General features: G+C 69.1%; 23 protein-coding genes. 16 read left to right on the top strand and 7 right to left on the bottom strand.

Annotation, left to right across the window (positions count from 1 at the left end; translation table 11 throughout):
* The first annotated feature begins 63 nt into the window (after positions 1-63).
* Entirely contained in the window at positions 64-2,145 is a 2,082-nt protein-coding gene (locus ACFO6S_RS13115) for a hypothetical protein (RefSeq protein ID WP_378417576.1), read from the top strand.
* 46 nt (positions 2,146-2,191) lie between these two features.
* On the opposite strand, the gene ACFO6S_RS13110 is transcribed toward ACFO6S_RS13115, so the two are convergent.
* The gene (locus ACFO6S_RS13110; protein WP_378417574.1) at positions 2,192-2,758 is read right to left on the bottom strand and encodes a TetR/AcrR family transcriptional regulator; all 567 of its coding nucleotides are present in this window, start codon (positions 2,756-2,758) and stop codon (positions 2,192-2,194) included.
* Between the two features lie 108 nt (positions 2,759-2,866).
* The gene (locus ACFO6S_RS13105) at positions 2,867-5,671 is read right to left on the bottom strand and encodes an aconitate hydratase (RefSeq protein ID WP_378417572.1); all 2,805 of its coding nucleotides are present in this window, start codon (positions 5,669-5,671) and stop codon (positions 2,867-2,869) included.
* A 314-nt stretch (positions 5,672-5,985) separates the two neighbouring features.
* On the opposite strand from ACFO6S_RS13105, the gene ACFO6S_RS13100 reads away from it, so the two are divergent.
* From ACFO6S_RS13100 to ACFO6S_RS13060, 9 genes are all read left to right on the top strand, one after another.
* The gene (locus ACFO6S_RS13100) at positions 5,986-6,504 is read left to right on the top strand and encodes an Rv1476 family membrane protein (RefSeq protein ID WP_378417571.1); all 519 of its coding nucleotides are present in this window, start codon (positions 5,986-5,988) and stop codon (positions 6,502-6,504) included.
* Positions 6,505-6,872: 368 nt separating this feature from the next.
* On the top strand, positions 6,873-8,552 hold the full coding sequence (locus ACFO6S_RS13095; RefSeq protein WP_465269192.1) for an NlpC/P60 family protein: 1,680 nt from the start codon (positions 6,873-6,875) through the stop codon (positions 8,550-8,552).
* Between the two features lie 86 nt (positions 8,553-8,638).
* A complete protein-coding gene (locus tag ACFO6S_RS13090; protein ID WP_378417691.1) occupies positions 8,639-9,712 on the top strand; it encodes an AAA family ATPase in 1,074 nt (357 codons plus the stop codon).
* Entirely contained in the window at positions 9,709-10,665 is a 957-nt protein-coding gene (locus ACFO6S_RS13085) for a DUF58 domain-containing protein (protein WP_378417568.1), read from the top strand. Before ACFO6S_RS13090 ends, ACFO6S_RS13085 begins: the two co-directional genes overlap by 4 nt.
* Complete coding sequence (locus ACFO6S_RS13080; protein ID WP_378417566.1) at positions 10,662-11,642, top strand: VWA domain-containing protein; 981 nt, start codon at positions 10,662-10,664, stop codon at positions 11,640-11,642. The genes ACFO6S_RS13085 and ACFO6S_RS13080 overlap by 4 nt, the downstream gene beginning before the upstream one ends.
* A gap of 53 nt (positions 11,643-11,695) precedes the next feature.
* Positions 11,696-12,418: a 3-oxoacyl-ACP reductase FabG1 gene (gene fabG1 / locus ACFO6S_RS13075; RefSeq protein ID WP_378417564.1), complete on the top strand. Its 723-nt coding sequence runs from the start codon at positions 11,696-11,698 to the stop codon at positions 12,416-12,418.
* 51 nt (positions 12,419-12,469) lie between these two features.
* Positions 12,470-13,303, top strand: a complete 834-nt coding sequence (inhA, locus tag ACFO6S_RS13070; protein ID WP_378417562.1) for an NADH-dependent enoyl-ACP reductase InhA — start codon at positions 12,470-12,472, stop codon at positions 13,301-13,303.
* Between the two features lie 4 nt (positions 13,304-13,307).
* The gene (locus ACFO6S_RS13065) at positions 13,308-14,366 is read left to right on the top strand and encodes a ferrochelatase (RefSeq protein ID WP_378417560.1); all 1,059 of its coding nucleotides are present in this window, start codon (positions 13,308-13,310) and stop codon (positions 14,364-14,366) included.
* A gap of 104 nt (positions 14,367-14,470) precedes the next feature.
* A complete protein-coding gene (locus ACFO6S_RS13060) occupies positions 14,471-14,803 on the top strand; it encodes a hypothetical protein (protein WP_378417558.1) in 333 nt (110 codons plus the stop codon).
* Between the two features lie 8 nt (positions 14,804-14,811).
* Here ACFO6S_RS13060 and ACFO6S_RS13055 read toward each other — a convergent pair whose 3' ends face one another.
* Positions 14,812-16,128 carry a type I glutamate--ammonia ligase gene (locus ACFO6S_RS13055; RefSeq protein WP_378417556.1) on the bottom strand — a complete coding sequence of 439 codons (1,317 nt, stop codon included), beginning with the start codon at positions 16,126-16,128 and terminating at the stop codon, positions 14,812-14,814.
* A 121-nt stretch (positions 16,129-16,249) separates the two neighbouring features.
* Positions 16,250-16,948 carry a helix-turn-helix transcriptional regulator gene (locus tag ACFO6S_RS13050; RefSeq protein ID WP_378417555.1) on the bottom strand — a complete coding sequence of 233 codons (699 nt, stop codon included), beginning with the start codon at positions 16,946-16,948 and terminating at the stop codon, positions 16,250-16,252.
* Between the two features lie 73 nt (positions 16,949-17,021).
* On the opposite strand from ACFO6S_RS13050, the gene ACFO6S_RS13045 reads away from it, so the two are divergent.
* Entirely contained in the window at positions 17,022-17,753 is a 732-nt protein-coding gene (locus ACFO6S_RS13045) for an alpha/beta fold hydrolase (protein ID WP_378417553.1), read from the top strand.
* 143 nt (positions 17,754-17,896) lie between these two features.
* On the opposite strand, the gene ACFO6S_RS13040 is transcribed toward ACFO6S_RS13045, so the two are convergent.
* Complete coding sequence (locus ACFO6S_RS13040; protein ID WP_378417551.1) at positions 17,897-18,364, bottom strand: PaaI family thioesterase; 468 nt, start codon at positions 18,362-18,364, stop codon at positions 17,897-17,899.
* A 103-nt stretch (positions 18,365-18,467) separates the two neighbouring features.
* Here ACFO6S_RS13040 and ACFO6S_RS13035 point away from each other — a divergent pair, with 103 nt between their 5' ends.
* Positions 18,468-19,070: a TetR/AcrR family transcriptional regulator gene (locus tag ACFO6S_RS13035; protein WP_378417549.1), complete on the top strand. Its 603-nt coding sequence runs from the start codon at positions 18,468-18,470 to the stop codon at positions 19,068-19,070.
* A 9-nt stretch (positions 19,071-19,079) separates the two neighbouring features.
* Here ACFO6S_RS13035 and ACFO6S_RS13030 read toward each other — a convergent pair whose 3' ends face one another.
* Entirely contained in the window at positions 19,080-20,630 is a 1,551-nt protein-coding gene (locus tag ACFO6S_RS13030) for a hypothetical protein (protein ID WP_378417547.1), read from the bottom strand.
* A gap of 196 nt (positions 20,631-20,826) precedes the next feature.
* Here ACFO6S_RS13030 and ACFO6S_RS13025 point away from each other — a divergent pair, with 196 nt between their 5' ends.
* The 3 genes from ACFO6S_RS13025 (at position 20,827) to ACFO6S_RS13015 (ending at position 23,041) form a co-directional block, all read left to right on the top strand.
* Complete coding sequence (locus tag ACFO6S_RS13025; RefSeq protein ID WP_378417545.1) at positions 20,827-21,495, top strand: AIM24 family protein; 669 nt, start codon at positions 20,827-20,829, stop codon at positions 21,493-21,495.
* A gap of 67 nt (positions 21,496-21,562) precedes the next feature.
* A complete protein-coding gene (locus ACFO6S_RS13020) occupies positions 21,563-22,069 on the top strand; it encodes a hypothetical protein (RefSeq protein ID WP_378417543.1) in 507 nt (168 codons plus the stop codon).
* Between the two features lie 81 nt (positions 22,070-22,150).
* A complete protein-coding gene (locus ACFO6S_RS13015; protein WP_378417689.1) occupies positions 22,151-23,041 on the top strand; it encodes a class I SAM-dependent methyltransferase in 891 nt (296 codons plus the stop codon).
* Positions 23,042-23,044: 3 nt separating this feature from the next.
* On the opposite strand, the gene ACFO6S_RS13010 is transcribed toward ACFO6S_RS13015, so the two are convergent.
* Complete coding sequence (locus ACFO6S_RS13010; protein WP_378417541.1) at positions 23,045-23,857, bottom strand: hypothetical protein; 813 nt, start codon at positions 23,855-23,857, stop codon at positions 23,045-23,047.
* An 82-nt stretch (positions 23,858-23,939) separates the two neighbouring features.
* On the opposite strand from ACFO6S_RS13010, the gene ACFO6S_RS13005 reads away from it, so the two are divergent.
* The gene (locus ACFO6S_RS13005) at positions 23,940-24,749 is read left to right on the top strand and encodes a DUF3097 domain-containing protein (RefSeq protein ID WP_378417688.1); all 810 of its coding nucleotides are present in this window, start codon (positions 23,940-23,942) and stop codon (positions 24,747-24,749) included.
* The last annotated feature ends 54 nt before the right edge of the window (positions 24,750-24,803 follow it).

Genomic DNA, 24,803 nt, shown 5'->3' with positions numbered 1-24,803 from the left:
CGTGTGCTCGCACCGGTCAAGAATAGAATCCGCCCAATTGGTCATGTGAGGGAGGCACACACGGTGCGACAGGTCACGTCTGACGAGGATCTTCTACAGGTGATGGCTACGGCGATTGACGTGCCCGCGATACTCGCATATCTCGGGGTCAAGCCGTCCGATCCGCGTGCCGAGCGGATGGCACGTGCAATGAGTACCGCGTTCGTGCACGACAGCTACCTGCATGAGAATCGACCGATACTTCTGCATGTGACTCCCGGCGTACTGCGTGCCCTCGAGGCTGTCGGTAAGGCCTGGGTTGGGCGAGAGTTCGCCATACGACTCTATCTGGATCGGCGGTACGACGGGCCAGGGCGAATATCGCAGTTGCATGGCTCGGCCTGGCGGCGGTTCGAGTCGTGGGTGTGCGCCTCTGTCGACCTGCGTTCGTTCATACACCTCGGTCAGGGTGAGTCCAGATCAATCGTCTCACCCCAAGTGATGACCCGCATGATGTCGCAGGTAGTGGGAGCGCTCGTCTCAGTGGGTGTCGATGATGTTGCCCGAAACTTGTTGCGCGGCTTCCTGGATTCGTTTCTGGATGAGGCTGAGGCCAACGCTGGTCTGGGCGTTGACCTCACGACGATCCTGCCCGCAGATGAACAGAGCTGGTCGTACACGAAGGAGGGGCCCGATCACGACACGCGGTTTGCTGCGACACTTGCCGATGCTAAGGGACGGTCGGTTACAGGGACTGCGCGTAGCAAGAAATCCGCGCGGGCCGCAGCAGCGGGGGAGTTCATCAGGCGGCATGGCTCTCTGAGCAACGTGGCCAGGAAGGCCGACAACTATCGTTTGCCCAAAGAGCTGGACATGGCGACGTTCAGTTGGCAACGGCGGGTTGCCGAGGTCGTCGATGGCTTTGGAACTGGGGCGGAATGGAGGGGGCTTGTAGAGCAGGCCTTCGTTCACAGCTCCTGGGCATACGAGAACAAGGTCTCGATTGAGCGGACCTGGCAACAAGACAACCGGGTGCTCGCGTTCGTCGGTTCGCACATCGTCCAGTACGAGTACACGAGGGCCGTCGGACGCACGGTCTTGCGAGAGCTTCCGGAAGCCGTGCACATTGCGACGCAGTCAGGTGAGGCGATCGGTGAGGCCGCGCTGTCGTTGGGAATAGGCGACATGCTGATGCTCGGGCGAGGACAGCGGGCGCAAGGTGTGGAACGGGCAATGGTCGTCGATGCATTCCAGGCATTGGTCGCCGCGTTGTACGTGGCGAAGGGCGCGCCATCGGAGCTGTTCGTCGATCTGCCTGAAGAATGGCAGCTCTCTGGATCATTGATGGCACCGGGCGTCAGTCGTGAGAAAGATGCCCGGACAGCCCTGCAGGGCAGGTGCGCTGCAGTGGGATTCGACGCCGAGTACGTCATCGTTGATGAATCTGGGCCCGACCACAATCGGTTCTATGTCGCCGAATTGCGTTTGACGAGTGGAGTACTCGAGGAGACTGTCGCAGTTCGAGGAAGGAGGCTGCGCAACGTGAAGGCAGCTCGAGATGACGCGGCGCGCATCGTCCTTCGTCGACTGGAGTTGGTCGACGAACCGGAAGGAGGCGCTTCGCAGCAGGAACAGATGCTGGACCGCTTCGTCGCCGCGCACTTGGCTTCAACCCGTCGGAGCCGGTTTTCGTCGGCACACGTTGCCCGGACGGCCGCGAAGGCTCCTGCCACTTCCGCTCCGCGACGTGCAGCCGTGCCTGCATTGAACAGGGTGGTGTCGAAAGCGACCGTCGCTCATCCGAGGGCACGGTCGTCGCGTCCTTCAGATCAGAGCGGACCGGCCAAGCGTCTCGATGGATATGCCAAACATGCGGTGGATGTGGTCCGCGCTTACTACGAGAATGCAGGGTATCGGGTCGAATTCGCGGCGGGCGTTGAGTCGTGCAACCTCGATGTTCGGTGCGGTGACGAGCGCCTCAATGTCAAGGTACAGGCGGGTGAAGTTCGCGATGTAGAGGTCGTGCTGACGGACGGCGAGGCAGAACACTTTCGGAACTGCTACCCGAACACAGTGCTGGCCGTCGTCCATTCAATCAGGCTTGTCGCCGGTTCCAGCGCTGCGACCGGCGGGGTACTCGAACTTACCTTCCCCTGGCAGCCGTGACGCTGTGTGGCCGCGGCGGAACAAGCCGCCGCGGCCACCTGACGTACTAGTCCCGGCGCCGCACCGATTCCTCCACGAGATCGAGTACCGCGGAAAGGTTCTCGGTCCCGTGCCCGGACGCGATCCGGGCGACCAGGCCGTCGAGCACCAGGTCGAGGTAGCCGAGCAGCACCTCGGTCGGCAGGTCGTCCCGGAGCCGGCCCGCGGACTTCTGCCGCTCGAGCCGGTTGACGGTCGCCTCGGTCAGTTCGGCGCTGTGCTGCGTCCAGTCCCGGGCGAACTCCGGGTCGGTTCGCAGCCGCCGGGCGATCTCGAGCCTGGTGCCGAGCCAGTTGAACTGGTCCGGCTGTGCGAGCATGTCCCGCATCACCTGGACCAGGCCCTGCTCGGCCGCCACGTCGGCCATCCGCCGGGCGTCCTCGTGGGCCAGGGCCAGGAACAGCCCGTCCTTGTCCTTGAAATGGTGGAAGATGGCGCCGCGCGAGAGCCCGGTCTCCTCTTCCAGCCGGCGCACCGTGGCGCCCTCGTAGCCGTACTCCGCGAAGCACCGCCGGGAGCCGTCGAGAATCTGGCTCCGTCGTGCCGCGAGGTGGTCCTCGCTGACCTTGGGCACAGCCGACATCCTTTCGTACCGAACGGGAACGGCGGGCTCGAGACGAGACGTCCCGAGCCCGCCGTCCGCGCTCTGTGCGATCTACCTAGACCACATGATCAAGGCTGACTAGCCCCTGATCATGTTGCGCAGCACGTACTGCAGGATGCCGCCGTTGCGGTAGTAGTCCGCCTCACCGGGGGTGTCGATGCGCACGACCGCGTCGAACTCGACCTTGGAGCCGTCGGTCTTGGTGGCCGTGACCTTCATGGTCTTCGGGGTGACGCCCTCGTTGAGCTTCGTGATGCCCGTGACGTCGAAGGTCTCGGTGCCGTCCAGGCCCAGCGACCCGGCGGACTCGCCGGCCGGGAACTGCAGCGGCACAACGCCCATGCCGATGAGGTTGGAGCGGTGGATACGCTCGAACGACTCGGTGATGACGGCCTTGACGCCCAGCAGGCTGGTGCCCTTGGCGGCCCAGTCGCGCGAGGAACCGGAGCCGTACTCCTTGCCGCCCAGGACGACCAGCGGGATGCCGGCGGCCTGGTAGTTCTGCGACGCGTCGTAGATGAACGACTGCGGGCCGCCCTCGAGGGTGAAGTCGCGGGTGTAGCCGCCCGAGACGTCGTCGAGGAGCTGGTTGCGCAGGCGGATGTTCGCGAACGTGCCGCGGATCATCACCTCGTGGTTACCGCGACGCGAGCCCAGGGAGTTGTAGTCCTTGCGCTCGACGCCGTTGGCGTCCAGGTACTGCGCGGCCGGGGTGCCGGGCTTGATCGGGCCGGCCGGGCTGATGTGGTCGGTGGTGACCGAGTCGCCCAGCAACGCCAGGACGCGGGCGCCCGTGATGTCGGTGACCGGGGTGGTCTCCATCGTCATGCCCTCGAAGTACGGCGCCTTGCGGACGTAGGTCGAGTTCTCGTCCCACTCGAAGGTGTCGCCCTCCGGGGTGGACAGGTTCTGCCAGCGCTCGTCGCCCTTGAAGACGTTGGCGTAGGAGTTGACGAACATCTCCTGGTTGATCGAGGAGGCGATGGTCTCCTCGATCTCCTTCGTCGACGGCCAGATGTCCTTCAGGAAGACGTCGTTGCCGTCGGTGTCCTGTCCGAGCGGATCGACCTCGAAGTCGAAGTCCATGGTGCCGGCGAGACCGTAGGCGATGACCAGCGGCGGGGAGGCCAGGTAGTTCATCTTGACGTCGGGGGAGATGCGACCCTCGAAGTTGCGGTTGCCCGAGAGCACCGCGGTGACCGACAGGTCGTTGTCGTTGATCGCCTTGGAGATGTTCTCCGGCAGCGGACCGGTGTTGCCGATGCAGGTGGTGCAGCCGTAGCCACCGAGGTAGTAGCCGAGCTTCTCGAGGTACGGCCAGAGGCCGGCCTTCTCGTAGTAGTCGTTGACGACCTGCGAGCCCGGCGCCATGTTGGTCTTGACCCACGGCTTGGTGGACAGGCCCTTCTCGACCGCGTTGCGGGCCAGCAGGGCGGCGCCCAGCATCACCGACGGGTTCGAGGTGTTGGTGCAGGAGGTGATGCCCGCGACCACGACGGCGCCGTGGTCGAGCACGAACTCGCCCTGCTCCGGGGTGGTGACGCGCACCGGCTTGGAGGGGCGGCCCTCGGCGCCGTTCGCGGCCGACGCCACGGCGCCCGCGGCGTCGTCGGCGAAGGACAGCGCGGCGGGATCGGACGCCGGGAAGGACTCCTCGACGGCCTCGTCCAGCTTGCTGTGGTCGGCCGCGACGTGATCCTCCACGTAGGTGTGGATGTCGCGACGGAACGCGTTCTTCGAGTCCGAGAGCAGGATGCGGTCCTGCGGGCGCTTCGGGCCGGCGATGGACGGCACCACGGAGCCGAGGTCCAGCTCGAGGTACTCGGAGTAGTTGGGCTCGGCGTCGGCGTCGTGCCACATGCCCTGTTCCTTGGCGTACGCCTCGACGAGCGCGAGCTGCTCCTCGCTGCGGCCGGTCAGGCGCAGGTAGTTCACGGTCTCCTCGTCGATCGGGAAGATCGCGGCGGTGGAACCGAACTCGGGGCTCATGTTGCCCAGGGTGGCGCGGTTGGCCAGCGGCACCTCGGCGACGCCCTTGCCGTAGAACTCGACGAACTTGCCGACGACGCCGTGCTTGCGCAGCATGTCGGTGACGGTGAGCACCACGTCGGTGGCGGTCACGCCGGGCTTGATCTCACCGGTCAGCTTGAAGCCGACGACGCGCGGGATCAGCATGGAGACCGGCTGGCCGAGCATCGCGGCCTCGGCCTCGATGCCGCCGACGCCCCAGCCCAGCACGCCCAGGCCGTTGACCATGGTGGTGTGCGAGTCGGTGCCGACGCAGGTGTCGGGGTACGCCTGACCGTTGCGGATCATGACGGTGGGCGCCAGGTACTCGATGTTGACCTGGTGCACGATGCCCATGCCGGGGGGGACGACCTTGAAGTCGTCGAACGCGCCCTGGCCCCAGCGCAGGAACTGGTAACGCTCCCCGTTGCGCTGGTACTCGAGGTCGACGTTGCGCTCGAGGGCGTCGGCGCGGCCGAAGACGTCGAGGATGACCGAGTGGTCGATGACCATGTCGGCGGGGGAGAGCGGGTTGACCTTGCTCGGGTCGCCGCCGAGGGCGGTGACGGCCTCACGCATGGTGGCGAGGTCGACGATGCAGGGGACACCGGTGAAGTCCTGCATGATCACGCGCGCCGGCGTGAACTGGATCTCGATGCTCGGGTCGGCCGACGGATCCCAGCTCGAGATCGAGCGGATGTGGTCGGCGGTGATGTTCGCGCCGTCTTCGGTGCGCAGCAGGTTCTCGGCGAGAACCTTCAGTGCGTACGGCAGCTTCTCGGTGCCGGGAACGGCCGAAAGTCGGAAGATCTCGTAGGAGTTGTCTCCGACTTCGAGGGTTCCCTTGGCACCAAATGAATCAATACTGGTGGTCACGTCAGCTCCACTCGTCTTTGAGGTTCGCCGTCGGCGGGGCTGTGCCGACGGCTGAAGCGAGGCTCGTCGCGGCGAACCAATCGGTCGCGCCGAAGCACCTCGCGTGCAATCCTAACAGTACGCTTGTCCTGTGAAGCTTTCGGGCATAGGGGTGCGCTCGGGAGTTTCTCGGGGCCGCGTACGCGGTGAGAATTCTCGTCTAGGCGAGGACACCCCGCAACGCAGACCGGAACGCGACGGGCCGTCCCGTAGTGTGCGGTGCGGACGACTCGTCGCGCCGCGCAGTCCACGCGCCAGACCGATCCGGATGAAAGATGCCTGCTGCTCACACCTTTGCGTTCCTCCCGGCTCCGGCTGACATTCCGCCCGACGTGAACATCGACACCGTCGTCGCGGATGTCGCGGACGACGGGGTGTCCGCGCCCTCGGCCGACGTGCCGGGTCTGCAGGCGGTGGTTGCCCGCGCCAAGGAGCAGGGCCTCGACCTGAAGGTCGTGGTGCTGGCCCAGAACCCGTGGCGGGACGAGCAGTTGCGGGACATCGCGTCGGCGGTCGGGCGGGAGGACGGCGGCACCGTGCTGGTGCTCAGCCCGAGCTGGGTCGGCTCCTACAGCGACACCCTCAGTCGAGTCACCGTTGAGGACGCCCAGGACCACGCCTACACCGGCAACGCCGTGCAGTCGGCGTCCAACTTCGCCGACGAGATCCTCGGTCCCGGTGAACCGTACGGTCTGATCACCGCGGGCCTGCTGGTTCTGGTGGGCGGGGCGGTCGCGGCCACCTGGGTGGTGCGCTCGCGTCGCAAGTCGGGCGTCGCCCGCGACGGCGACTGACACCCCTTTTTCTTCCCCGCCGGCTCTCGCGCCGCCTCGTGTTATTTGCGTCCGACCTGTACTCAGGTCCGACCGCTCGCGTTTCCGCACACGGATCTATTCGGTCGTTGCGCAAACGACGCGCCCGTGGTTGTGACGGGGAACTACTCCAGTGTTATTTGTGGTTAGAGTTACCGCACGTGGGCAAAGTGTCGTACGGTGCCATTGGCACTTAAGGGGAAGAAGTGTCGCGGTAGCGCCATCGTCGCCGGCGTCGATCTGCATGCAGGTGACCGCTGTTCGCGCACGCCTTCCCTTCGGCGGTACAACCACGTCGGTTCCGTGAAACCGGAGCCGATGACCGTGGTGGTAAGACCGAGGGAGTAACTGTGAGGCGAAGAACGGCGCGCGGTACACATCGCCGCAGATTCTCACGCACCAGTCGGCGCAGTGCACAGATGCTCGTCGGACTAGCCGCCGTGACGTCCCTGCTGACGGCTACCCCGGGCCTGGTGGCCGCGGTTCCGCCGCCACCGCCGAACCCCAGTGACTCCGATCTGCAGCAGGCCTCGGCAGGCGTCGACTCGCGGCTCGGCCAGGTCGGCATCCTGATCAGCGAAGTCGCCTCGGCGGACCAGCAATTGAGCGCCCTCGACGACGAGGTGGCGATCAAGCGCGAGGGCGTGAACAAGGCGCTGGTGGACCTGCAGAACGCCCGTGACGCGGCCGCCGAGGCAGCGGGCGCGGTTGCCGGCACGTTGCAGGCGCTCCACGACGCGGGCGCGCAGATTCACTGGGCGCAGACCAAGTTCGACGAGTTCGCTGCGAATACCTACCGGCAGGGCACCGGGGTGGCGTCGGTCGCGTCCTATCTCGGATCCGCCGGACCCGCCGATGTTCTCGATCGAGCCCAACTGCTCAAGCTGCTTGCCACCAACAAGAACTCGGTGCTCGACGGGTTGCAGCGCGCCCGCACCGCCGAGGCCAACAAGAACTCCACGGCCCGCGAGGCCCAGCAGTCCGCGGACGCGGCCGCCGACGCCGCGGAATCGCAGAAGGCGGAGGCGGAGAACGCGATTGTCGTGGCCCGCACCGCGCTGGCGGAGCAGGCCGGCAAGAAGGCGAAGATCGAGGCGGACAAGGCGGCCGCCGAGGCCGCGTTGACCGCGGCCCGGGAGAACGTGTCGGGACTGCAGAACCAACGGCAGGCCTTCGCGAACTGGGACACCCAGCGCGCTGCCGAGCAGGCCGCCGCGGCGGCCGCGGCGGCCGCTGCCAAGCAGGCTGCCGTGGAGGCCGCGGCCCGCGTGGCGGCGAACCAGGCGGCGCGGGATCGTGCCGAGGCACTGGCCGAGGGTCAGCGTTCGCACACCCAGGTCGAGGACGACCCACCGAGCGACACGGACTACTCCGGCACCGACGAGTCTGGTACCGAGGAGTCGGGCGGCGGTGATTCCGGCGCCGAGAACTCGGGCACCGACGATTCCGGCACCGACCAGTCCGGGACCGACCAGTCCGGTACCGACGAGTCGGGTACCGAGGAGTCCGCACCCACCACCGCGCCGACGACCACGCCGAAGCCGAAGCCGACCACACCCAAGCCGACGAAGCCGAAGCCCGCCAAGCCGAAGCCGTCCGTCTCGGGCAGCGGGGCGATCGAGACGGTCATCGACCGTGGCATGTCGCAACTGGGCATCACCTATGCCTGGGGCGGCGGCGACGAGAACGGTCCGACCCTGGGCATCCGCGACGGCGGCGTCGCGGACAGCTACGGCGACTTCAACAAGGTCGGCTTCGACTGCTCGGGCCTGATGATCTACGCCTTCGCCGGCATCGGAGTCTCGTTGCCGCACTACACCGGCTACCAGTACACCGCCGGTGAACAGTTGCCGACGTCGCAGATGAAACGCGGCGACATGATCTTCTACGGGCCCAATGCCAGCCAGCACGTCGCGCTGTACCTTGGCAACGGGGAGATGCTCGAGGCTCCGCAGTCGGGATCGATCGTCAAGGTCTCGCCCGTGCGGTGGGACGGCATGACCCCCTACGTGGTCCGAATGGTTGCCTGAAGCCCGTCGTCATCGACAGGGCTCGGGTGCGATCGAATGTGAAAGCGGTGGATTCAACGGTGACCTCAGCGGACGGGGCCGGCACGATGCCGGACGGTCAACTCCTCGAGAAGGTGATCTACGAGGTCAAGCGCGTCATCGTCGGTCAGGACCGACTGATCGAGCGGATACTGGTGGGCCTGCTGGCCCGCGGGCACGTCCTGCTCGAGGGCGTGCCGGGTGTCGCCAAGACGCTGGCCGTCGAGACCTTCGCGACGGTGGTCGGCGGTTCCTTCTCCCGGGTGCAGTTCACCCCGGACCTGGTCCCGACGGACCTCGTCGGCACCCGCATCTACCGGCAGGGTCGCGAGGAGTTCGACACCGAGCTCGGACCGGTGGTGGCGAACTTCGTCCTCGCCGACGAGATCAACCGGGCACCGGCCAAGGTGCAGTCCGCGCTGCTCGAGGTGATGGCCGAACGGCACGTCACCATCGGCGGCAAGACCTTCCCGATGCCCGACCCGTTCCTGGTGATGGCCACCCAGAACCCGATCGAGAACGAGGGCGTCTACCCGCTCCCCGAGGCGCAGCGCGACCGCTTCCTGTTCAAGATCCTCGTCGACTACCCGACGGTCGAGGAGGAGCGCGAGATCGTCTACCGGATGGGTGTCGCGGCCCCCGAGCCCAAGCAGGTGCTGGGACCGGACGAGCTGGTCCGGCTGCAGAAGGCCGCCAGCGAGGTCTTCGTGCACCACGCGCTCGTGGACTACGTCGTCCGGGTGATCGCGGCGACCCGCACGCCCGCCGACCTGGGTCTGACCGACGTGGCGGGCTGGATCTCCTACGGCGCCTCGCCGCGCGCCACCCTCGGCATCATCGCCGCCTCGCGCGCGCTGGCGATGGTGCGGGGCCGTGACTACGTGGTGCCGCAGGACGTACTCGACGTGATTCCCGACGTGCTCCGGCACCGGCTGGTGCTGTCCTACGACGCCCTCGCCGACGAGGTCTCGCCCGACGACGTGATCACCCGGGTGCTGCAGACGGTCGGTCTGCCCCAGGTCGGTGCGCAGCCGGTGGCGCCGGTCCCGACGGCGCAGGCCCCGGCCGCCCCGGCGCCCGTCCAGGCTCCGGGCCCGGCCGTGCCGCAGCCCACCGCGACGGTCGGTGGCCAGCAGCGGTGACGGACTCGGCGCGCGCGCTGCCGTCGTTCCGCTCGGGCCAACTGCGCGACCCCCAGCTCGCGGCGGCGCTGCGCACCCTCGAACTGACCGTCCGCGGCCGACTCGACGGGGTGCTGCACGGCGAGCACCTCGGTCTGATCCCGGGGCCGGGCACCGAACCGGGTGACGCGCGGATGTACCAGCCCGGCGACGACGTCCGGCAGATGGACTGGTCGGTGACCGCGCGCACCACCCACCCGCACGTGCGCCAGTCCGTCGCGGACCGTGAGCTCGAGACGTGGCTGGTGATCGACCTGTCCGCCAGTCTCGACTTCGGCACGGTCGGCGCCGAGAAGCGCGATCTCGCGATCGCCGCGGCGGCCGCGGTGACGCACCTGACCAGCGGCGGCGGCAACCGGATCGGCGCGATCGTGGCCACCGGCGAGCACACCGTGCGGATCCCGGCCCGCGGCGGTCGAGCGCACGCCCAGGCGATGCTGCGCACCATCGCCACCACCCCGCACGCGCCGGACGGCGTGCGCGGGGACCTGCGCGGTGCCATCGAGTCGCTGCGTCGCCCGCAACGCAGGCGCGGGCTTGCGGTGGTGATCAGCGACTTCCTCGGACCGTTGGACTGGGAGCGGTCACTGCGGGCGATCGCCGGTCGGCACGACGTGCTCGGCATCGAGGTGCTCGACCCGCGGGACCTGGAACTGCCAGACCTGGGCGAGGTGGTGCTGCACGACCCCGAGACCGGTCGCACCCGGGAGTTCCACACGACCCCCGAGTTGCGGGCCGACTTCGCGGCCGCGGCGCAGGCCCACTGCCAGGCGGTCGAGCGGACGCTGCACGGATGCGGATCATCGGTGATGAGCCTGCGCACCGACCGGGACTGGATCGGTGACGTCGTACGCTTCGTCGCCGCGCGCCGGCACAGCTATGGTGCTCGGGTGAATCGAGCGCCGCGCCAGTGAGTCTCACGGATTTCGCGTCGCCGTGGTGGCTGGCGTTCGCGGCGGTGGTCGCCGCGCTGGCCGTCGGCTACGTCCTGGTCCAGCGCGGCCGACGCAAGAACGTGCTGCGCTTCTCGAACCTGGAGATGCTCGAGCGGGTGGCCCCGAACCAGCCGGGCCGGCTGCGGCATCTGCCGACCGCGCTGGTGCTCTGCGGGCTGCTGCTGCTCACCGTCGCGTTGGCCGGACCCAGCACGGAGAAGCGGGTGCCCCGCAACCGGGCGACCGTGATGCTGGTGATCGACGTGTCGCTGTCGATGAAGGCGACCGACGTCGAGCCGACCAGGCTCGCGGCCGCGCAGGAGGCCGCGAAGTCGTTCGCGGACGGACTCACTCCCGGCATCAACCTCGGCCTGGTCGCCTTCGCAGGCACCGCCTCGGTGCTGGTCTCGCCGACCACCAACCGTGAGGAGACCAAGACCGCGATCGACCACCTCACGCTGGCCGAGCGGACCGCGACCGGTGAGGCCATCTTCACCTCGCTGCAGTCCATCGAGACCCTCGGCGCGATCCTCGGCGGCGGTGACCAGGCCCCGCCGGCCCGGATCGTGCTGCTCTCCGACGGCAAGCAGACGGTCCCGGACTTCGAGACCGACCCGCGCGGCAGTTTCACCGCGGCGCAGTTGGCCAAGGAGAAGGGGGTGCCGATCTCGACGATCTCGTTCGGTACCAGCTACGGCACCGTCGACATCGAGGACCAGCGGATCCCGGTGGCGGTCGACGACCCGTCGCTGCGCGAGATCGCCCGGCTCTCCGGCGGCAACTTCTTCTCCGCGTCGAGCCTCGAGGAACTGCGCACCGTGTACGACACCCTCGAGGAGCAGATCGGCTTCGAGACCGCCCGCGGCGACGCCAGTCGGCCGTGGCTGGTGCTCGGGGTACTGTGCACCGCTGCGGGGCTCGCGACGGCACTGGTGCTGCGCCAACGACTGCCCTGACAGATTCGCCGACCACCACCCACGAGCGGTAGCCGACCAGATAGGTTTGTCGAATGTCTATCCCCACCACCCCTTCCCGTTCCGTGCTCGTGACCGGAGGCAACCGCGGCATCGGTCTCGCGGTCGCCCAGCGACTGGCCGCCGACGGCCACAAGGTCGCCGTCACGCACCGCGGATCCGGTGCCCCCGAAGGCCTGTTCGGCGTCAAGTGCGACGTCACCGACTCGGAGTCGGTGGACCGGGCGTTCTCCGAGGTCGAGGCGCACCAGGGTCCGGTCGAGGTGCTGGTCGCCAACGCGGGCATCACCGACGACGTCCTGCTCATGCGGATGAGCGAGGAGCAGTTCACCAACGTCATCGACGCCAACCTGACCGGTGCCTTCCGCTGCGCCAAGCGCGCCAACCGCGCGATGCTGCGGGCCAAGTGGGGCCGGATGATCTTCCTCGGTTCGGTGGTGGGCATGGCCGGTCAGGCCGGGCAGATCAACTACGCCTCCTCCAAGGCCGGCGTCATCGGTCTCGCCCGGTCGGTCACCCGGGAGCTGGGTTCGCGATCGATCACCGCCAACGTGGTGGCGCCGGGCTTCATCGAGACCGACATGACCGCGGACCTGCCGGAGGAGATGAAAGAGATGGCGAAGAAGTTCATCCCGCTGCAGCGAGTGGGCAAGCCCGAGGACGTCGCCGCCGTGGTCAGCTTCCTCGCCTCCGAGGACTCCGCCTACGTCTCCGGTGCGGTCATCCCGGTCGACGGTGGCATGGGCATGGGCCACTAGGTCCGCTCGAACCTTCACCCACACACAGACTTTCATCACAGGAGAATCACCATGGGCGGACTGCTCGAAGGCAAGACCATCCTCGTCACCGGCATCATCACCGACGCGTCGATCGCGTTCCACACCGCGAAGGTCGCACAGGAGCAGGGCGCCAAGGTGATCATCACCGGCATCCCCGAGCGGCTGCGGCTGATCGACCGGATCGCCAAGCGTCTGCCGCAGGAGGTGCCGCCGGCAATCCCGTTGGACGTGACCGACGAGGAGTCCCTCGGCGCACTCGCCGACAAGGTCAGTGAGCTGGCCCCCGAGGGGATCGACGGTGTCGTCCACTCAATCGCCTTCGCGCCCAGGACCCTGATGGGGCCCGACGCCCTGCCGTTCCTCGAGGGCCCCGGACCCGACGTCGCCAAGGCATTCGAGATCTCCGCGTGGAGCTACGCCTCCCTCGCGCGCGCCGTGTTGCCGGTCATGAACGAGCGCGGCTCGATCGTCGGAATGGACTTCGATCCGCGGACTGCGATGCCGGACTACAACTGGATGGGTGTGGCCAAGGCCGCGCTGGAGTCGGTGAATCGGTACGTGGCGCGGGAAGTGGGCTACGCCAAGAAGATCCGCTCCAACCTGGTGGCGGCGGGACCGATCAAGACGCTTGCGGCCAAGGCGATCTCGGGAACGGCGACCGACGACGCCAAGAAGCTGAACATGCTGAACGACTACTGGGACGGCGCGTCGCCCATCGGCTGGAACGTCGACGAGCCGGGCGTCGTGGGCACCAGCGTCTGCGCGGTGCTGTCGGACTACCTGCCCGCCACCACCGGTTCGATCATCTACGTCGACGGCGGCGCCAGCCACAACACGTGGTTCCCTGAGAACTTCATGGGCTGACGCGGTGTACGACGCCCTCCTGCTGCTGTCCTTCGGCGGGCCCGAGAAGCCCGACGACGTCCGCCCGTTCCTGGAGAACGTGACCAGGGGCAGGGGAGTGCCGCCCGAGCGCCTCGACGAGGTGGTCGAGCACTACCTGCACTTCGGCGGGGTGTCGCCGATCAATCGGCTGAACCTCGAGATCATCGGCGCGGTGCAGGCCGATTTCGCCGGTGCGGGAATCGATCTGCCGATCTACTTCGGCAATCGCAACTGGCACCCGATGGTCGAGGACACCGTCGCTCGCATGCGCGACGACGGTGTCCGCTCGGCCCTGGTGTTCCCGACGTCTGCGTGGGGCGGCTACTCCGGATGCCGGCAGTACCACGAGGACGTGCTGCGGGCGCGGGCCGCGGTCGGCGACGGGGCGCCCGAGCTGGTGAAGCTGCGGCAGTACTTCGACCACCCGCTGCTGGTCGCGGCGTTCGCCGACGCGATCGAGGCGGCCAGGGCGCAGTTGCCGCCGTCGCAGCGCGCCGGCGCCCGCCTGGTGTTCACCGCCCACTCGGTGCCCGTGTCCGCGGACGCGAGCGCCGGCCCGCCCGCCGACGGCGGCCGGCTCTACAGCCGCCAGGTCGCCGAGGCCGCGCGGCTGTGCGCGCAGGCCGCGGGCGTGTCGGACCACGACCTGGTCTGGCAGTCCCGGTCGGGTCCGCCGCAGGTGCCGTGGCTCGAACCGGACATCTGCGACCACCTCGACGCGCTCGCGGCCGGTGGAACCGAGGCCGTGATCGTCTGCCCGGTGGGCTTCGTCTCCGACCATCTCGAGGTGATCTGGGACCTCGACACCGAGGCCCGCGACAAGGCTGCCGAGCTGGGGCTGGGCTACGTCCGCGCAGGCACGCCCGGCACCGATCCCCGGTTTGCCCAACTGGTCACGGCGCTGGTCAGCGAGCAGTTGAGCGGCACGGCGCCGGCCCGGCTCGGCGCCGAACCGCTGTACGGCGCCGGGGTGAACGGCGCCCTGTGCGCGACGGCGTGCTGCGAACCGGCTCGCCGGCGCGGCGAGCGCGCGCTGAACTAGAACCGTTCCGACCTCGCGCTCGCACCCGTCGGGGGTGGTGTCGGGGCACGCTTCGGTGCAGGATGGGGTCATCATCTCGTCCATGCCGTAGCGGGGAGAAGGTCATGACCCGTCGTATCGCCGCGGCAGCGTTCCTCGCGATCGCCGCCGTCACCCAGATCTCCGGTGTGGTGCTGACCGGCACCACACCGCTCGCGGGCGCGCAGGGCAGTACGACGAGTTCCGCACCCACCACGAGCGCCGCACCCACCGCCATGCCGTCGGACGAGTTCATCAGCAACAAGACCGACGACCCCAAGGACCAGCCGTTCTGTGACGACCAGGCGGCACTGGCCAACAACCTGAACAAGCAGGGCGACTCGACCCGGGCCGAGAGCGTCGTGTCCACGGCGAACATGGGCGGGTGCCGCATCTACACCTTCCCGTCCACCACCTGACGGGTCGGTCACATCGTCCAGGCGAAGCGGAACCGGTCGACCACCTCCGCCGCCGGCGCGTCCCGGTACTCGGTGATCTCGTAGTTCCTGACGGCGTACAACGCCTCCAGTGCCAGGGGGTCGAACAGTTCCCGGGTGAGCCGGGACGCCCGGAACCGGCCGAGCAGCTCTTCCGGCTCGGTGGGCAGTGCCTCGACGCCGAGCGCGCGCCGCCGCTCCTCGCCGAGCTGGTCGGGGTTGACGGTCACCTCGCCGGGCAGCGGCAGGTCCGCCTCGATGCCGTCCAGCGCGGCACCGAGGACCGCCGCGCTGGCGAGGTACGGGTTGGCGGACGGGTCGATCGGCTTCACCTCGAGGTGGGCGCCGTGCGGGTTCCCCGGTGTGTCGGCGCACAGTCGGACCGCGGCCTCCCGGTTCTCCAGCCCCCAGCAGGCGTAGGCGCCGGCCCAGGTGTTCGGCCGCAGTCGTCGGTGCGAGAGCGCGCTCCCGGCGAGTACGAGCATCAGTTCGGGCAGGGCTCGGACGAGGCCGGCGACGGCGCCGCGACCGGTGGCGGTCAGTCCGTGCGGGCCGTCGCCGCCGGACAGGACCGGCCGACCCCGCCGGGACAGCGAGAGGTGCTGGTGGGCGCCGTTCCCCGCGCCGTCGAGGGTGGGCAGCGGCGAGAACGAGGCCCGCATTCCGTGCGCGCGGGCCGCCCTGCTGACGAGGATCCGGGCGAGCACCGAGTCGTCGGCCGCGGCGACGGGGTCGGTCGGGGCCAGTGAGATCTCGAATTGGTTGGGCCCGTACTCCGCGTGGACCTGCTCGATCGCCAGGCCGGCCCGGTCCGCGGCCTCGACGAGGTCCCGGACGAACGGCTCCTGGCTGAGGACCGCGGTCAGCCCGTAGGCCGACCACTCGTCGGCGGGCAGCGCGTCGAAGAGGCAGAACTCGATCTCGTGGCCGATGCGGGCCTCGAGGTCCGCATCGGCGAGCCGGTCCACCGCCCGGCGCAGCGCGCCGCGCGGGCAGGCGCCGTGGGGGCGCGCGTCCTGGTCGACGAGGTCGGCCGGCGCCCAGCGCGCGTCCTGGCCGAGATCGCGCAACTGGTCGGCCTGGATCCGGAGGCGGAGGTCGCCGACCGCGGAGAAGGTCGGCGTGAACGCGATGTGGTCGTCGACGCAGAAGACGCACCAACTCGGGGAGGCGCCTGCTCCCGCCGACGCGAACGTGGGCAGGCGGGCGGCGGGCATCACCTTCGCCCGGGAGATGCCGCTCATGTCCACCACCGAGCCGATCACCCGCCCGAGCGGGGCGCCCGAGGAGCGGTGGACGGTGGACATCGCATGTCTCGTCTCGTGTGGTGCTGCCTGTGGTGTCGAGCTGTGGCGCTCCTGAGTGTCCCACCTCGGCGCGCGACCGGCAGCGGCTGGCTGTACCGACCGGAGAGGTTGACTGAGTGACTCACTCCCCCCAACCGTGTACCGGTCTGGCGTTCGCTGGGGGTTCCCCGACCTCGTGGATGGTGTGGCCGCTGCAGGCCGTCTTGGTTGTGGTGGCCTGCTCGATGCGCGACACGGCAAACCATCGCATTGCGTCGCGCTTTCGGCACCATCCAATCAAGTACCACTGGCCGTTCGTGGAGGCGAACAGCACGGGCTCGACGTCGCGGGTGGTCGTGGTGCCGTCTCCCGATGTGTAGCGAATACGGACCACTCGCTGCTCGGCCATCGCCTCCTCCAGGGCCGACTTCGTTGCGCGCGACGATGAGGGAACCGCGTTGACCCACACACGGCGGGCCAGATCGTCGGCCCTTGCTCGCGTTCTGGGATCGAGAACATCCAAGACCTTCTTGATGCCGGCTGCTGCCAGATCGGCGTAGGGGGCATCGGGCGCAGCGGACACGGCCGCCATGAGCGCCACAGCCTGCGCCGGAGACAGGCTGACGGGGGGCAAGGACGCGCCCGTAGCCAATCCGTATCCACCGCCCGGACCCGGGCGCGACCACAGCGGCGCGCCGCTGTTCTCCAACGCATCGAGATCTCGCTTGACTGTGCGCACGGACACCTCGAACTCTCTCGCCAACCGTTCGGCGGAGACCCCCCGCGCGCCGCTGCGGCGCAACATCTCTGACAGAGCATGGAGCCGTTCTGCTCGCTTCACTGTTCAGACCCCGGCAAATTCATGACATAAATAGTGACATACCTTTGTCCGTAGGGCCTGGGAGAGTTGTGGCATGACAACAACTGTGGGCAGGCCGACCATCATCCTCATCGCCGGTCACTGGCTGGGCGCTTGGGCGTGGGACGACGTTCTCGAACACCTGGAAACCGATCATTCTCGTGCAGTCGCGATGACGCTGCCTGGTCTCGACGGGGGCGATCCCGGGCGTGCGGCGAAGACTCTCGACGATCAAGCCGCAGCGATCCTGGGCGTCATTGCTCAACACGGGAATCAGCCCGCGGTCCTCGTCGCTCACAGTGGAGCCAACGCTCCCGTCAGTCTCGTCGTCGACCGACACCCTGAGCTTGTCCACCGGGTGGTGTGGGTCGACTCCGGCCCGGTGGCGACGGGAAGTGTCTTCGCCCCAGACCTCCCCGACGGGATGGAGGAGCTTCCGCTGCCCTCCTTCGACACCCTCGCACAACAGGCGAGCCTCGACGGCCTGAGCGCAGAGGTCCTCGGGCGTTTTCGGGCCCGGGCCGTCCCCGAGCCCGGCCCCGTGCTTCGTCAGCCCGTCGAGCTCACGAACGACGCCCGCCACAAGGTCCAGACCACCCTGGTGTGCTGCTCGATCCCGGGCGCGCAGGTGCTAGAGCTGGCCCGAGCGGGCCATGCCATGTTTGCCGAAGTCGCGAACCTCGAACACCTCGACGTCATCGACCTCCCGACGGGGCATTGGCCTATGTGGAGCCGTCCCCGTGATCTCGCCGAGGCCATTCACTCAGCGGCTTCTCGAACCAACTGAACTGCACGCACAACCTGAAGGGGTCAGCCGAATCCGGCTGGCCCCTTTCCTTCTCCGAGCCCACGGTCAAGAGCTGGGTCGGGCGATACCGGGTAGGCAGTCGATCCATTCTCACGATTGATCAAGGTGTCCGGTCAGTACGGCTAGCGGTGGATCATGCAGGTGGTGGTGGCGTGGGCGACCAGCTTCCCGTCCTCGTCGACGACGCGGCCCTCCGCGGTGGCGGTCCGGCGTCCGGCGTGGACGACGGTGCCCGTGGCGGTGAGGCGCCTGCCGTCGGTGGGCACCGAGCGGATGTAGTTGACCTTCAACTCGAGGGTGCCGTAGCCGACCCCGGGCTCGAGCGTGGTGTGCACAGCGCACCCCATCACGGAGTCGAGCAGGGTCGCGCAGATGCCGCCGTGCGTGGTGCCGAGCGGATTGGCGAAGTCCGGCTGGGTCTCGAGGCTGAAGACCACCATGCCTGGCTCGAGGTGATCGGTCCGCATGCCCAGCAGGCGACCGATGTTCGGCACCTTCTCCAGCATCGGCGTCAGCGCTTCGAGAAGTTCGAGGCCCGTCATCGTCGACGGGTCGAAGGCGGGCGTGTCGGTTGCGGCGGTGTCAGTCATGGCGGCATCCTTGGTTGTGGATCGATTGGTCCATGCGACGATAGCCCACTGTGGAATGATCGGTCTAGAACGTTCGGTCTACGGTACTGACCTGGGGGTAAGCATGAGTGAAGCCGATGCGAGTCCTCGCGAGCGGCTGGTGGACTCCGCGATCGCGCTGGTCCGTGCACGCGGTGTGCACGGCACCGGCGTCGCGGAACTCCTGACCCACAGCCGTGCGGCCCGCAACTCGATCTACCAGCATTTCCCCGGGGGCAAGGCCCAACTGGTCGAGGCATCCACTCTTGCCGCAGGCGAACGGATGTCCGGGCTGCTCGAGTCGCTGTACGTGCGCGGCGGCGCCGAGGGCCTCGTCGACGGCCTCGTCGACTGGTGGCAGCGCGAGCTCGAGCGGGACGGATTCGAGGCCGGTTGCCCGGTGGTCGCGGCCGCGCTCGCCGGCCCCGACCTGCCGGGTGTCGAGTCCGCGGCCGGGACGGTCTTCACGGTCTGGTGCGCGCAGCTGGGTGCAGCGCTGGCCGGACGGGGACTCGACGCCGACGCGGCCGCGTCGCTGGCGGGATTCACCGTCAGTGCGATCGAGGGCGCCATCATCCAGTGCCGCGCCACCAAGTCCCTGCGGCCCCTCGACGACGCCCGCGTTCAGCTCGGTGCGCTGCTCGAGATGCGCCTCGGGGCCCCACCCGCGACTGGCGCCACGGACTGAGAACCCGCGTCAGCGACCCGGCGCGGTCAGCAGCACCGCGCTGGCGGCGTCGGCGCCGAGGCGGTACCCGCCGCCGACGGCCGGAACGGCCTCCGGCGCAGCGGGGGTGAAGCTGCCGTCCGCCGCCACCGCGGCCCCGGCGAAGGTGGTGCCGTCCGTGGACTCCGGCGTGCCACCGGTGAGCCGCTCGGCGTTCGCCGTCCCGGCCGCGCCCTCGATCTTCACCGTGACGTCGGCGTCGGCGCGCTCGAGGTTGTCGACCATGACCTTCACGGCGCCGTCGGGCATCCGGACCGCCAACGCGGAGACATGGCGGCCGCCGGAATCGACGGTGGTGGGCAGGATCCGACCGCCTGCGAGCCGGCTGACCGCGAGGGCGGCGTAGTAGTTCGGGTTGGGACGGGCCTGGCCCGCCGCCCGCGCGGCGTCGTCCGGGAAGCAGAACAGCGGGTAGCTCTCGCAGTCGTTGGGTTGCATGTGCAGGTTCACCCCGGTGACGCCTTCGCGCGCGGCGGTCATCAGGTAGTCCACGGTCCACAGCGCGCCGCCGAGGCTGTTCGTCACCCCGGGCAGGCCCTCCTTGGCCACCGAGTTGGTCTCCGCCAGGCGCGGTTGGAGGCCGGCCTTCGTGGCCTTGTCCACCAGGCCACGGATGAAGGCCGTCTGCCGGTCCGAGGTGTCTCGGGACATCAGCTTGTCCGCCGTCGGCAGGCCGCCGAGGGCGTCGGAGCTGCCGCCTGACAGCCCGACGCGCGCGGTGTTGACGAAGGGGTAGTAGTGCTGGTTGAGGAAACGGCTCTCCGCCCCGAACCGGTCCACGTACGTGTCGAGCCACGGGCCGACGAGACCGGCCGTGATGAGGGGGTCGACCAGGGGGCTGCCCAGCCCGGCGCCCGCGGTGTTCGGTCCCTCGACGGCCACACCGGGAGCGGTCGCGGCGATCGCGTCGCGGTACCTGCGCGCGTCGTCCGCGTAGCTCGCCGGCAGGTACGGCTTGCGTTCGCCTGCCCCGAGGACGGGGCCGAGGAGGTAGAAGTTGGGTTCGTTGCCGATCTGCACCGACCGCAGCGAGGACCCAATGCGGTCCTTGGCGGCGCGGGCCTGGTCGGCGGCGGCCGCCGGGTCGAAGTGCGCGAGGTTGACGCCCATGTCGACGCTCCACCCGACGTCGCGGGCCAGGGTGCCCAACCGGGACAGGTCGTCCGGGGTCACCCGCTGGCCCTTGGCCCAGGCCGGCACCGGCGTGGCGGGGTCCGGCGTCCAGGCGGTGTTGTCCACCTGGTTCGCGCTGAACCGCAGATTGCCGTGGCCGAGGTTGCCGATCAGTGTCGAGACGTTGCCGGAGCCCGGCGCCAGCCACTGCTCGTGCATCAGGTTGGCCTCGAAGGACAGGCCCACGAAGTCGGTGGGGATCGTGCGTCCGGGGCTGCTCGCGTCGACGACGACGGTCACCGCGGAGGGGGCGTCGGCGGCGGCGGGCTCCGCCGACAACGCCAGCGGGAGGCTGACGGCGGTCAGGACTACCGCGGTACGGCGGGATCGGGTGCGCTGTGTCGACATCGGTACGGGTTCTCCTCGGCTACGAAGGTGACGGCACGGCGACAACCGGCTCCGGACTGCGTTCACTGCGGACGGTTTCGGACGGTAACCGGTCGCCGCCGGTCACGAGCGCCGTTGGCCGAAAGTGCCTGCCTCGGGTCGATTCCCGGCCCGCCACGATGCGTTCGTGCGGCCCTGCTCCGGTAGCCTTTCGGGCATGCGGAGCACCCTGATGAACAATGCCGAACGTAGTGGTGAGCCGGGGACCTTCGTGCTCCAGAACCCCCGAATGCTCAAGGTGGACCTCGCCGGTACCGGCGGGCACTTCCTGGCCCGGCAGGGGTCCATGGTCGCGTACCAGGGGGACGTCGGCTTCGACTACCAAGGCAGCGGCGGCCTCGGCAAACTCTTCAAGAAGGCGCTCACCGGCGAGGGCATGTCCCTGATGAAGGTGTCGGGAAGCGGCGATGTCTTCCTCGCCCGCGACGCCGACGAGATCTTCCTGCTCGAACTCGAGGACGAGTCGGTGACCGTCAACGGTTCGAACGTTCTCGCGTTCGAGAGCACCCTGCAATGGGACATCAATCGTGTCGAGGGCGCATCGATGCTCAGTGGCGGATTGTTCAACACCACCTTCACCGGGACCGGTGTACTCGCGATCACCGTGTACGGCACCCCCGTCGTCCTGAACGTGGACACCCCGACCTTTGTCGACATGCAGAGCGCGGTGTTGTGGTCGACGGGCCTGCAGTCGACCATCCGCAAGACCGCGAAGTTGGCCGCCGCGATCGGCCGCGGCTCCGGTGAGGCATACCAGTTGTGCCTGACCGGCGACGGCGTCGTGGTCGTCCAGGCCTCCGAGGGGCATCCCGTTCCGCAACATTGACCCGTGGACTGCGGTTCGTTGCCGTTGCCTACTGGAAACGCGGGCCGCGGCGGCCTACGTTCACGGGGTGCACGACGCCGACGACCTCTACCACCGCTACGAGTTCACCTTCCTGGTGCCGCTGCTGACCGTCTCCCGCGAGCAGACCCTCGCGGCCGACCTCGCCTCGCGGGCCGGTGAGGCGAACGGGCTGCAACTGCTGACCGTGGCCGCGGAGGGGATGCGCGCCGTCACCACCGCCGTCGACGTCGTCGATCGACTGGTAGCGCAGGGGGTGCGGCCGTACCGGACGCATCCGGACCTGGTGACCCGCCAGGACATCGCGGACCGGGCCGGGGTGACCCGGCAGGCGGTGGGGCAGTGGGTGCGCGGCGTGCGGCACGCGGCCTCGCCGTTCCCGGTGCCGTTCAACACCGTCTCCGGCGGGATCTGGCTCTGGGGAGACGTCTACGGCTGGCTGCGCGAGCGCGACTACGGGCGCGAGACCGGGCTGCGATATCCGACGCTCGACGAGCACATCCGCATCGACCGGCACATCGCGATGGACCGCGGGGAGCACGGCGCCCGGGCGTAGAATCGGCGGTTGTCGGCCGGCGAGGTCGCGTCGCACCCCAGCCGGGTCCGTAGACGCGGATTGCGAGGCATTTCGGTGATGATGCGAACCGACGGGGACACCTGGGACATCGTCAGCAGCGTGGGCCTGACCGCCTTGGGGGTGGCGACCTTCCGGGCACTCGAGACGAGCCGGCCCGACGCACTGATCCGTGACGAGTACGCGCGCTGGTTCGTCGAGGCCGCCGGCGAGCCGCACTTCATCGGTCTGCTCGCCGACCCGTCCCAGCTCGACGACACGCCGTTCGTCTTCCAGGGTTTCATGGGCCTGCGGACCAAGTTCTTCGACGACTTCTTCACCGCCGCGGCGGCGTCCGGGGTGCGCCAGGCGGTGATCCTGGCCGCCGGCCTGGACTCCCGCGCGTACCGGCTCGACTGGCCCGCGGGCACCACGGTGTTCGAGGTGGACCAGCCCAAGGTGCTCGAGTTCAAGGACGAGGTGCTCGCCGCGCACGGCGCCCGGCCGAAGGCGGACCGGCGGGCGGTAGCCGCCGACCTGCGGGAGGACTGGCCGGCGGCGCTCGAGGCGCGGGGCTTCGACCCGGACCGGGCCACAGCGTGGGCGGTGGAGGGGCTGCTGCCGTACCTGCCGGGCGATGCGCACGACGCCCTGTTCGAGCGGATCGACGGGCTCTCCGGTCCGGGCAGCCGGCTCGCCGTGGACGGATTCGGGTCGAGCGCCGACATGCGGAAGTTCGACGCGGTCCGGGAGAAGTACGTCGCCAAGAGCCTGTTCGGCGACCTGGACGTCGCCGCGCTGTTCTACGAGGACCCGCGGGCGGACCCGGAGGGGTGGCTGACCGAGCACGACTGGGCGGTGCAGCAGTTCAACCCCTTCGCGCTCGCCGAGGACTACGGCCTGCCGATACCGGAGCTCCCGCCGGAGCTCGCCGACCTGCCGGCCAGCTCGTCGTACCTGACGGCGGTGAAGTAGCCGTCAGGTACGGGGCAGCGACTCCCGCAGGCACGCGCCGACCGCGCCGAGTCGGGCCCGCCGCACCGCGGACCACAGCGGACGCAGGGTCTGCTCGCGGGCCTGGCCGCCCGCGGCCGACTGGGCCCGGCCGCCGGGGTCCCCGGCGACGGTCAGGATGGCGGCGACCTGGTCGGCGGTGTCGAAGATCCGCAGCGCCCGCGTCGGGGTGCCGTCCGGGTAGCTGTGGTGTGCGGTGCCCGCCAGCGCGCGCGCGATCGCGTCCCGGGGGTCGTCGCCGTCGGGGCTGAACCCGCCGGACATCGAGGCCAACGCCTCCGCCGCCGACCGGACCGCCTCGCGCAGTTCGAACTCGGCCTCGCCGAGGCCCATCGACTCGACGGGGCCGGGGACGGCAGGCACCGGGAAGGCCGTCCATCGCAGGACGTCCGGTCCGTCCACGGTCGGCACGATGCCGATCCCGGGGCGCCCCGGCGGGCCGAGGAGCACCCCCTGGCCTGCCTCGGTCGCGGCGGCCGCGAACGCGGTGCCGAGCGGCAGGCCGCGGACGTCACCCGGCGCTGGCAGCACCAGGGTGATCACGGAGTCCGGGTGCTGATCGGTCAGCCGTCGCACCGCACGCAGCAGCAGCACCGGGCCCGCGTCCTCGGGGTCGGGCCAGGGCAGGTCCCACTGCACCGCGACCTGCGCGTCACCGGCGTGGACCAGGTGCATCGGCGCCCATGCGCGGACGGCCTCGATCACGTCGTCGGGCGAACTGGCGCCGGCCAACCAGGAGGCGGCCCACACGGCCAGGGTGGTACTCGGACAGGACACGGTAATCAAGCATAGGACGGCGTGGCGGGGACGGCCGAACCGAGCGGGTGTCCTACCGTGATGGTCCGTGAGCTCACGTGACATGTACGGCGGCAACATCTTCTCCGGCCACACCCGGAGGCATCGCCCGGCGGCGCCAAAGGTGCCGGCGGACCGGGGTCTGGTGGTCGAGGACGCGGCGACCGGCTACTGCGGCGCGGTGGTCGGCATGGAGAAGACCTACGACGGCGACTTCGTCCGACTCGAGGACGGTCGCCGTCAGACCCGACTGTTCGCGATGCGGGACTCCGCCTTCCTGATCGACGGCCAGACCGTAACCCTGGTCCGCCCGACGCCCGCCAAGAAGGTCGAACCGACGCGGTCCGCGTCCGGCTCCACCCGGGTCGAAGGACTGCGGGCCCGCACCGCGCTGCCCAGCCGGATCTGGGTCGAGGGCATCCACGACGCCGCCATCGTCGAACGCGTCTGGGGTCACGACCTGCGGGTCGAGGGCGTCGTTGTCGAGCACATCGAGGGCCTCGACAACCTCGCCGACCGGCTCGCCGAGTTCGGTCCCGGCCCGGGTCGCAAGGTCGGGGTGCTGGCCGACCACCTGGTGGAGGGCTCCAAGGAGACCCGGATGACCCAGAACCTCGGCCCGCACGTGCTGGTGACCGGCCATCCGTACATCGACGTGTGGGAAGCGGTGCGGCCCAAGGCCGTCGGTATCGCGGCCTGGCCGTCGATCCCGCGCGGCGAGGACTGGAAGACCGGCATCTGCCGCGAACTCGGCTGGGGCACCCCGCAGGACGGTTGGCGCCGCGTCTACGGCGCCGTGTCCACCTTCCGGGACCTCGAGGCGCCGCTGATCGGGGCGGTCGAGCGATTGGTGGACTTCGTCACCGAGCCGTAGGCGAGCGCTGTCGCCGCGATGGACCCCAGCCTCGGCGACGACTCTGGTTAGATG

This window comes from Rhodococcus kronopolitis (assembly GCF_042654025.1).
In the GTDB taxonomy this organism is placed as follows: domain Bacteria; phylum Actinomycetota; class Actinomycetes; order Mycobacteriales; family Mycobacteriaceae; genus Rhodococcus_G; species Rhodococcus_G kronopolitis.
The sequence above is the reverse complement of the archived record's forward strand: the minus strand, read 5'-3'. Positions and strand labels throughout refer to the sequence as shown.